Origin of the sequence: Streptomyces sp. MnatMP-M17 (assembly GCF_900091995.1) — a bacterium.
Taxonomy (GTDB): Bacteria; Actinomycetota; Actinomycetes; order Streptomycetales; family Streptomycetaceae; genus Streptomyces.
Map to the genome: position 1 here is coordinate 1 of NZ_FMDK01000976.1, position 8992 is coordinate 8992.

The following is an 8992-nucleotide window of genomic DNA, read 5'->3' on the forward strand; positions in this document are numbered from 1 at the left end:
CCCGCCGCTGAAGCGGGCCGGTCTTCGGGCCCTGCCCGTCGGGCAGGGCCCGAAGACCGCCGCCGACAGCTCCTCAGACCAGGTTCTTCTCCAGGTTCGCCAGATAGGCGGGCATGAAGTGGTCGCGGATGCCGTCGGAGGCGGGCGCGAACAGATCGGCCGTACGGCCCGTCACCCGGTCCCTGAGGACATCGACGAACGGCAGCCGGTCATGGATCTTCCCGTGCGAGTCGAAGTACTTGACGGTGTCCACATGCGTGAAGAGCGGCGCCGGCGGGACCTGCGGAACGATGTCGTTGTTGTTGACGAAGCGGTATGTACGGTTCTTCAGGGCGGTGTTGTACGCGGCGGCGAGCAGCCGGTCACAGGTGCGGGGCTGGCCGTAGGTGTAGATGCCGTCGGCCAGGATCCTCGGCTCCTCGAAGTACAACCGGGTGCCGGCGAGCATGGCGAGCGCGCCGCCGAGGCTGTGGCCCGTGAACCACACGGTCTGGTCGCGGGTACGGAACTCCTCGATGGCGTCGCGTACATCCGGGTAGACGGAGGCGAGCGCCTGGTGGAACCCGTAGTGGACGAAGCCCTTGTTGCCGGGGCCCGGCACGGGCGGTGTGTTGCCGTCGGTCAGCCAGTCGCGGATCTCATGAGGAGTCGTCCCGCGGAACGCGGTGATGATCATCCCGTCACTGGCGGCGGTGTACGCCTGGGTGTCCTCCAGCGGGAACGGCATCTCGTGCCGTGACTCGACGTGCCGGAACCGGTCGAACCCCCATTCCGCCAGGGCGGCCCGGGCGGTGTCCCGGTCGCGGTAGGCCAGCTCCGAGGCCTTGGCCAGCCAGTAGGCGTGCGACAGTTGGTAACCGGTCGTCCGATGGTCGATCGGGGCGAGTGGCATGGGAGAACCTCCGGGCTTATACGGGCACTCGGTGTCAAGTCATATGATTTGCCATATTTCCCCCTCGCCACGGAACCGCGTTCACCCACAAGGGCGGCGCACGGAAGCACTCGCCGGATGGCTGAAATTCGGCGATCACCGCCCTGATTGGTCTGGACCACATACCTGGGCGCCCGCTAGGGTCCCTGCCAGCCGACACCCCGTCACGAGCCCTCCCCCGACCGGCCTCACCCTGTCCCGCTCCCTCCGTCGGCTCTGTACCGAGGACCGAAGTGCCGTGATTGATATCGTTGTCGTACTCCGGGCCGAGGATGCCGTCCTCGACTTCCTGTCCGTACTCACCGACGACCACGGCGGTGAGACCCGGGTGATCCTCGGCGACCGCGCCGAGATACTGACACTCGCCGCGGGAACCGACACGGCTGAGCGGCTCGCCCGGCTCGCCTCCCATGTCCGGCCCGTGACCGACAGCATCGCCGCGCCGGGCCCGGAGATCCTCGCCGGTCTCCTCTCCCGGGCCGGAGCCTGGCGCGACGGCCAGGAAGGTCCGTACGCCCACGACGGCCGGAGCCGGGAGACCGTCCGGATCTGGACACACTCTCCGGCGGACACCCGGCGCAGCCGTGGACGGCTCGGCCGTGACACCGCCCTCGCCCACGCCGGCCGTCCCGACGGCGGATCCGAACTGCGCCATGCCGTCGGTTATTCGCCGTATCTCCAGTTCCTCAGCGATCTCGACCGTCCGCTGGCCCGGCACCTGATCGCCGCGAAGCTGGACTTCGTCAACCGCTCGTGCGGGCATCTGCTGGCCGAGCGGGATCCCGACTATGTCGTCCAGACTCCGCATATCCCCGCCGCCGAGCGCTTCTTCGACGCGGATCCCAGCGAGCGCGAGCGGCTCTACGCCCTGATGGCCAGCCTGGACGACGAGGCCGCGTCCGTCGTGGACCCCTGGGAGTTCGGCAGTTCGCCTTACGAGGAACGGCGGCTGGACGCGACCGCGGCCTGGGTACGGGACCAGTGCGCCGGCGTCGAGGGCCCTCTGGTGGAGGTGGGCGCCTGTGAGGGCGCGCTGACCCGTCGGCTCGCCGCCGCGGGCTTCACCGTACGGGCCACCGAGCCCAACTCCGCGTTCAGGGACCGGCTCACCGCCGCGTTCGCCGGCTCCGAGGCAGTCACCGTGGACGGCGCCGATCTGGCCGAGCTGGCCAAGGAGGACGGCCCGCCGCACGCCGAGGACGGCCCGCCGCACGCCGCGGCCCATCTGCTGATCGAGATGCTCTACTACGGCCAGGATCTCGCGCTGCTCGACGGACTCGCCACGGACCGGGTGTTCGTCGCCCTCGAACCCGAGGCGCTCACCTCCCGGCTACGGCCCTGGCTCGAACGGTCCACGCTCTGGCGGGCGGACGAGGAAACAGTGCTGGTACCTCCGCAGGTCGAGACCGTCTGCGCGGGACGCGCCTATCTGAGCAAGCGCGGCAGTGTGGGAGTGCTGCTGCGGCGCACGGCCGGCTGACCAACTGACTGACCTCCCGGGAGAGCGGATATGTACGACCGGCTCGTCGGTCTCGGCTACCACTGCGAATCCACCTATCAGATCCGCCGTATCACCGGCGACGACCGCGCGCACTTCTTCGACTGGCTCGATCTCGACTTCGAGTCCGTCGTGGAGACCATCGCCACCGACTTCACCAACGTCCTGCGGCCCGGCCTGGTCGAACCGTTCAGCGACGGACTCTGCGCGCTGGACCGCGGCTCCGACATCCGGTTCTTCCACGACTTCCGTCCCTCCTCGGGCACCACGCTCAACAGTGGCGACATCGACGGCCAACTCGGCTCCGTCCGGGCCAAGTTCGCCGCGCTGGCCGACCGCTGGCGTACGCTCGCCGGTTCGTCCGCGCGGGTGCTGTACATCCATCACGACGCCTTCGACGAACTCGCCGCGGCCGATCTGCGCCGGCTGCGGCTGGTCATCGCGACGGCGCATCCGGAGCACCGCTTCGATCTGCTCTGGCTGCGCCGTACGCCGCCTCCGGACGCGGACGCGCTCGGTCCCGGGATCGGCTGGGGCACGGTGGCCGCCGCTCCCGGGCGGTGGCAGGGCGACGACGCCCAGTGGGACGCCGCCCTCCGCGACGTACGGTTCGCCGGCGGTCCACGGCCGGCGGCTCATCACCAGCTCAGCAGCTCAGCACCGAGACCGACCGACAGGAGCACTCCCGTATGACCACGTCCCGGCCGACAGCGGCCCCGCCCGCCACCGTGATCCTCTCCCCGCACTTCGACGACGCCGTGCTGTCCCTCGCTGGTCTGATCCCGGCGCTCGGCTCGCCGGTCACCGTCGTCACCGTCCACGGCGGAGCGCCCTCGCCCGGCCATGACGTCTCGTGGTGGGACAGCACGTGCGGTTTCTCCTCGGCGGGCGAGGCGCATCACGCGCGGCGGGCGGAGGACGCGCGGGCCTGTGCGCTGCTCGGTGCGGCATGTGTTCCGCTGGGACATCCGGACGGTCCCTACCAGGACGGAGGCGTGCTCCATGAGATCGACACCTATCTCACGGCCCTCGCTCCCGAGACCCGGCTGCTGATCCCGCTGAGCACCAATCAGCCCGATCACGCGAAGGTGCGCGACCGTGCCCTGCACATACTCTCCGGTCTCGGCAGACCGCTCCCTCTTGTCTACGCCGATCTGCCGTACACCGGTCATCTGCCGGAGTGGGGCACGCCCGGGGCGGACGCGGCGCTCGCCAAGGATGTCGACTTCGGAGTGGCCTACCAGGATCTCGACAGCCGTTTCGTACTCCAGGTCGCGTACGAGCTGAATCTCTCCGACGAGCAGTGGGCGGCCAAGCGCGCGGCGGTGCAGTGCTACGCCTCACAGCTCGCGCCGCTCGCCGTCGACCACGGCAGTGTGCTGGCCCGTGGCGGTCCGCTGCGTGCCGAGCGTGTCTGGGCGCTGGAGGAGCGCGGATGACCGGAGAACACGGATGACCGGAGAGCACGGATGACCGGAGGGCACAGAGAGCACGGAGAACACCCCCATCCGGGGGCCCTGGACAGAGCGTGGCGCCCGCCGGGGTAGTAGACGACACATGACCCGAAAGCGTCTCGGTGCGGCCGAACTCAGGCACCGGCTGGAGCGCGTGTACAGCAGGATCATCACATCGCCCGCCGGACTCGCCTGGAACCGCGGCCGTGAGATGGAGCTGATGCACCGGGCCATGAGCTTCGCCGCGCTCGGCTTTCTGACGCTGGTGCCCCTGCTGGTCCTGGTCGCCGCGGCCGATCCGGCGAGCGGCCAGGGCTTCGCCCGCTGGCTGGGACAGGGACTCGGGGTGTCGGGGTCGTCGCAGGAGCAGATCCAGCAGCTCTTCAGCAGACCGGGACAGGCGTTGCAGCGTACGACGGCGTTCGGTCTCGCCGCGCTCGCCGCGTTCGGTCTGACCTTCGGCTCGGCCGTACAGACCGGTTACGAGAAGGCCTGGGAGCTGCCGACGGCCCGCTGGCACACCATGTGGCGCCATGTCGTCTGGCTCGCGATGCTGGTCTTCTTCCTCATGGTCTTCGTCAACACGTCCGTCACCTCCCAGTCCGTCATCGAACTGACTCTCTCCACAGTGGGCGATCTGATCGCGACGTTCCTGTTCTTCTGGTGGTCCCAGCGCTTCCTTCTCGCGGGCCGGGTCCGCTGGCGCGCCCTGATCCCGGGCGCCATCGCGACCGCCCTGGGACTGCTCGGTCTGCGGGTGTTCTCCCGGCTGGTCTTCTCGCCGCTGATCGCCGCGAACGCCGTCACCTACGGTCCGTTCGGCACGGTGCTGGTACTTCAGTCCTGGCTCGTCGGGGTCGGCTTCGTCGTCTACGGGAGCGCGCTGGTGGGCCGGCTCTACCACGAGCACCGCACGCATCTGCGGCTCCAGCGCGAGATCGAGGCCGAGGAGATCTGATCCGCCGGGCCGCCGGCGTACCGCCCACGGCGCGGCCACTTCCACCGCCCGCGCCCGTCCCTCCGCCCGTTCTTCCACCCGCTGCTCCGCCCGCTCTCCCGCCGTGCCGAGTGGGCCGTTGTCTGGCAGCGTCGTCCTCAGCGAGCAGATCGAGTCCCGTCAGTGAACGGATCGAGGACCGTCCCGCCGTCGGCGCCCAGGAGGTTGGATCATGACTGTCGTGCACCATCGCACCGTTGACGTGGGCGGCCAAACGGTCTTCTACCGTGAGGCCGGGGACGCCGCGGCGCCCGCGGTCGTACTGCTCCACGGCGCGCCCGCGAGTTCGTTCATGTTCCGCGGTCTCATCCCACTGCTGGCCGATCGCTATCACGTGGTCGCGCCGGACCTGCTGGGCTTCGGCTACTCCGCCATGCCGCCCGTGGAGCGGTTCGACTACACCTTCGGCGCCCTGACCGATGCCGTGGAGGGCTTTCTCGACACGATCGGGATCCGGCGGTGCGCCCTGTACGTACAGGACTACGGCGCGCCGGTCGGCTGGCGGCTGGCGCTGCGCGACGCCACCCGGGTCACGGCGGTCGTCTCACAGAACGGCAACGCCTATACGGAAGGGTTCGTCGACTCGTTCTGGAAGCCGCTGTGGGACTACGCGGAGGACATGACCGAGGAGAAGGCGGCTCCGCTGCGTGGCGCGCTGAGCCTGGAGGGCATCCGGTGGCAGTACACGCACGGGGTGCCGGATACGAGTCTGGTCAGCCCCGACACCTGGATGCACGACCATATGCTGGTCAGCCGTCCCGGCAGTATGGACGTCCAGCTCAAGCTGTTCAACGAGTATCCGACGAATGTCGCGCTCTACCCGCAGGTGCAGGAGTACTTCCGTACGACGCAGGTACCGCTGCTCGCGGTCTGGGGCCGTAACGACGAGATCTTCGGGCCCGACGGGGCACGGGCCTTCCGGCGCGATCTGCCCGATGCCGAGGTGCATCTGCTCGACGGCGGGCACTTCCTGCTGGAGAGCGAACTCCCGGCGGTCACCGCGCTGATGAGGGACTTCCTGGGCCGCGCGCTGCCAGTCTGAACCAGGTCCGAACCTGCCGGAGAGGCGTGCCGTGTGGGGACGGCACGCCTCGGCCCGTGATCGGCACCAGAGGTGCGGGATCGGCTAGAAGTGCGGTGGCTAGAGGTGCGGCGCGAGGGCCGGGATGAGGTCCTGGAACGTACGGCCCTCGGCGGGGCTGCCGATGGCGGCCATCTGCCATCCGGTGTCCGAGCGGTACACCTTGGCCATGATCTGGGCGGTGTGCCGCCCGCCTCCGGTGAGTGTGTGGCGTGCCAGCTCCTGGCCGTTGGTCTCGTCGACCAGTCGGCAGAAGGCGTTCTCGACCTCCTCGAAGGTCTGCCCGGTGAAGGAGTTCACCGTGAAGACGATCTGGTCGACATGGACGGGAACGCGCTGGAGGTCCACGACGATCGACTCGTCGTCGCCGCCCTGTCCCGCACCGCCGACCCGGTTGTCGCCGGTGTGCCGTACGGAACCGTCGTCGCTGATCAGATGCTGGAAGTAGACGACATCGACGGCCTGCTGGCCGGCGAAGAGAAGCGCCGTGGCGTCCAGGTCGATCTCGCGCGCGGTCATTCTGGCGAAGAAGCCCTTGCGCGGCGCGGACTTCCAGCCCAGGCCCATCCGGATGACGGTGAGTTCGCCTCCGCCGGACTTGGTCAGACTGATCCGCTGGCCCTTGGCAAGGTTGACGCTCATATCGCTTCCCTTCATCCGTCCCGGAACCGGGCACACCGGACGCCCGGCGGACCTTCCGGCCCGGGTGACGCCACGTAAATCTACAACACTGTAGAAGTTGGCGGCCCGAGGGCGCGGCGGTGGCGGCAGCCCGTCACACGGGCAACCACCCAGCTTTCTCTACACGTCTGTAGAGAAAGTAGAGTGCACGAATCGCACAGGGCGATGACCGGCATGGCCGACGGGCCGAGAGGGCCCGGACGGCGGGCCGTGGGCAGTGGGCCGGCCGGTACGGGGGACGGAGGAACAGCGTGGAGATGGAATCCGGGAAACAGCGTGGCCCCGACGGGAGCGGGAACCGGCGCGCCACCCATGGCGCGCCCCGTACCAGACTGACGCGGCGCGGACGAATAGCCGTCTGGTCCGGCGCGGTCCTTGCCGTCGGGCTGATCGCCGTGGCGGGTACCGCGGCCTGGGTCTACCAGGACCTCAACGGCAATATCCACTCCGCCGACGTCGACAACAAGGTCGGCGGCGGGCGGCCGGTCAATTCGAGTCCCGGCTCCAAGAACATCCTGGTCGTGGGCTCCGACTCACGGGCCGGTGACAACGCGAAGTACGGCAGCGGCCTCACCACCATGCAGTCGGACACACTGATGGTCCTGCATCTGGCCGCGAACCGGAAATGGGCCACGGTGGTCTCGCTCCCGCGTGACTCCTGGGTGGCCATACCCGCCTGCGACCGAGGCAATGGCAGCCGCTCCGCAGCGCACCACTTCAAGATCAACGAAGCCTTCGCCATTGGCGGTACGAGCGGCGAGATCGCCGGCGCCGCCGCCTGCACCATCAAGACGGTGGAGCAGAACACCGGACTGCGTATCGACCACTTCATGTCGGTCGACTTCCAGGGCTTCAAGGGCATGGTCAACGCGCTGGACGGCATCGAGGTCTGCCCGGAGGCGGCGATCCACGACACCAAGGCCCATCTCGATCTGGAGGCCGGCTGCCAGACCGTCAAGGACGAGAAGGCCCTCGGCTATGTGCGTACGCGCTACAGCATCGGGGACAGCTCGGACCTGGGACGCATCGGCAGACAGCAGGAGTTCATGGAGGCCCTGGCCGCCAAGGCCCAGACCAGACTGACCAGCCCGAAAGCGCTGTACGGTTTTCTGGACTCCGCCACCGAGTCGCTGACCACGGACAAGGAGCTGGCGGGCATCAAGCCGCTCTCCGGTCTCGCCTCCGAGATCAAGGGCATTCCCGGCGACCGGCTGACGTTTCTGACCGTGCCGAACTATGTGCGCGAGCTCGATGTGCCGACCGACAAGGCCAATGTCGTCTGGCAGTATCCGCAGGCCGCCGACTTGTTCACCGCGCTGGCCAAGGACGAGGAGGTCGACAAGGAGCGGCTGACGGCGGACTCCAAGGACCCGGTCTACGCCCATACCGTACGGGTCCAGGTCCTCAACGGCACCGGCGTTCCGGGCCGGGCCGCGAAGGTCGCGGACACCCTGCGTACGGCAGGATTCACCGTCACGGGCGTCGGCAACGCCCCCGAGCACACGAAACGGACCACGGTCACTCATCCGCCAGGCCTCCGTGCGGCGGCCGAGGTGCTGGCCTCCCGGCTGCCGGGCGGTGTCGCGCGCGAGGACGCACAGGCCGCTCCGGGAGTGGTGACACTGACCGTGGGTCCGGACTTCGATGCCCTCCGATGACCGGTCCGGTGGCCGGTACCGGCCACCGGGCAGCACAGCTTTGCGATTCCTTTACTATGAAGGGACCGGGGTGCCCACCCCGTTCCCACCATCTGATCCGAGAAGGAGCTGCGGTCCCGCAATGGGTGAGCCTCCCAGTACGAGCCGTGTCATTCCCGTCCCGACGAGCCCAGGGGCGGAGGTGGCACGGTGACCGAAGTGCTTCTGCTGCTCCTCGCCCTCGCGCTCACCCTCGCCTGTGCGGTGTTCGTCGCGGCCGAGTTCTCCCTGACCACCGTCGAGCGCGGCGAGCTGGAGCGTGCCGTCGCGGCGGGCGAGCGTGGCGCCGCCGGTGCGCTGGCGGCGGCCAGGCGGCTGACCTTCCAGCTCTCCGGCGCCCAGCTCGGCATCACGGTGACCTCCCTGGTCATCGGGATGCTCGCGGAGCCGTCCCTCGCCGTGCTGCTGAAGGGCCCGCTGGAGGCCACGGGCCTGCCGCAGGGCGGTGTCTCCACCGTCGCCACCCTGCTCGGTGTCGCCCTGTCCACGGTGGTGCTGATGGTCATCGGTGAGCTGGTGCCGAAGAACTGGGCGATCTCCAGCCCGCTGGCCGTCGCCAAGGTGGTGGCGGGACCGCAGCGCGGCTTCACCGCGGCCTTCGCGCCGCTGATCCGGCATCTCAACAACACCGCCAACCGGCTCGTACGGCGGGG

Annotated in this window: 9 protein-coding genes; 7 read left to right on the plus strand and 2 right to left on the minus strand. The window is 69.0% G+C overall.

The window, feature by feature from the left end; genetic code table 11:
• Nucleotides 1-73 precede the first annotated feature (73 nt).
• Nucleotides 74-892 carry a lipase family protein gene (locus tag GA0115259_RS34455; RefSeq protein WP_093604198.1) on the minus strand — a complete coding sequence of 273 codons (819 nt, stop codon included), beginning with the start codon at nt 890-892 and terminating at the stop codon, nt 74-76.
• Nucleotides 893-1169: 277 nt separating this feature from the next.
• Here GA0115259_RS34455 and GA0115259_RS34460 point away from each other — a divergent pair, with 277 nt between their 5' ends.
• From GA0115259_RS34460 to GA0115259_RS34480, 5 genes are all read left to right on the plus strand, one after another.
• Complete coding sequence (locus GA0115259_RS34460; protein ID WP_093604200.1) at nt 1170-2411, plus strand: class I SAM-dependent methyltransferase; 1242 nt, start codon at nt 1170-1172, stop codon at nt 2409-2411.
• A gap of 30 nt (nt 2412-2441) precedes the next feature.
• Entirely contained in the window at nt 2442-3122 is a 681-nt protein-coding gene (locus tag GA0115259_RS34465; RefSeq protein WP_093604202.1) for a DUF1796 family putative cysteine peptidase, read from the plus strand.
• Nucleotides 3119-3868, plus strand: a complete 750-nt coding sequence (locus GA0115259_RS34470; RefSeq protein ID WP_093604204.1) for a PIG-L deacetylase family protein — start codon at nt 3119-3121, stop codon at nt 3866-3868. Before GA0115259_RS34465 ends, GA0115259_RS34470 begins: the two co-directional genes overlap by 4 nt.
• Before the next feature lie 118 nt (nt 3869-3986).
• Nucleotides 3987-4841, plus strand: coding sequence for a YhjD/YihY/BrkB family envelope integrity protein (locus GA0115259_RS34475; RefSeq protein WP_093604206.1), 855 nt, complete (start codon nt 3987-3989; stop codon nt 4839-4841).
• A 208-nt stretch (nt 4842-5049) separates the two neighbouring features.
• The gene (locus tag GA0115259_RS34480; RefSeq protein ID WP_256098278.1) at nt 5050-5922 is read left to right on the plus strand and encodes an alpha/beta fold hydrolase; all 873 of its coding nucleotides are present in this window, start codon (nt 5050-5052) and stop codon (nt 5920-5922) included.
• A gap of 99 nt (nt 5923-6021) precedes the next feature.
• Here GA0115259_RS34480 and GA0115259_RS34485 read toward each other — a convergent pair whose 3' ends face one another.
• Nucleotides 6022-6603, minus strand: coding sequence for a TerD family protein (locus tag GA0115259_RS34485; RefSeq protein WP_093604210.1), 582 nt, complete (start codon nt 6601-6603; stop codon nt 6022-6024).
• A 296-nt stretch (nt 6604-6899) separates the two neighbouring features.
• On the opposite strand from GA0115259_RS34485, the gene GA0115259_RS34490 reads away from it, so the two are divergent.
• Nucleotides 6900-8300 carry an LCP family protein gene (locus GA0115259_RS34490; RefSeq protein ID WP_093604212.1) on the plus strand — a complete coding sequence of 467 codons (1401 nt, stop codon included), beginning with the start codon at nt 6900-6902 and terminating at the stop codon, nt 8298-8300.
• 189 nt (nt 8301-8489) lie between these two features.
• Nucleotides 8490-8992 (plus strand): CNNM domain-containing protein (locus GA0115259_RS34495; RefSeq protein WP_141716810.1); only part of this gene is annotated, 503 nt, incomplete at its 3' end.

What these genes read in the sequence shown, in the direction of transcription:
- GA0115259_RS34455 (WP_093604198.1), bottom strand. Translation starts at nt 892, where the DNA reads ATGCCACTCGCCCCGATCGACCATCGGACGACCGGTTACCAACTGTCG.
- GA0115259_RS34465 (WP_093604202.1), top strand. Translation starts at nt 2,442, where the DNA reads ATGTACGACCGGCTCGTCGGTCTCGGCTACCACTGCGAATCCACCTAT.
- GA0115259_RS34470 (WP_093604204.1), top strand. Translation starts at nt 3,119, where the DNA reads ATGACCACGTCCCGGCCGACAGCGGCCCCGCCCGCCACCGTGATCCTC.
- GA0115259_RS34475 (WP_093604206.1), top strand. Translation starts at nt 3,987, where the DNA reads ATGACCCGAAAGCGTCTCGGTGCGGCCGAACTCAGGCACCGGCTGGAG.
- GA0115259_RS34485 (WP_093604210.1), bottom strand. Translation starts at nt 6,603, where the DNA reads ATGAGCGTCAACCTTGCCAAGGGCCAGCGGATCAGTCTGACCAAGTCC.
- GA0115259_RS34490 (WP_093604212.1), top strand. Translation starts at nt 6,900, where the DNA reads ATGGAATCCGGGAAACAGCGTGGCCCCGACGGGAGCGGGAACCGGCGC.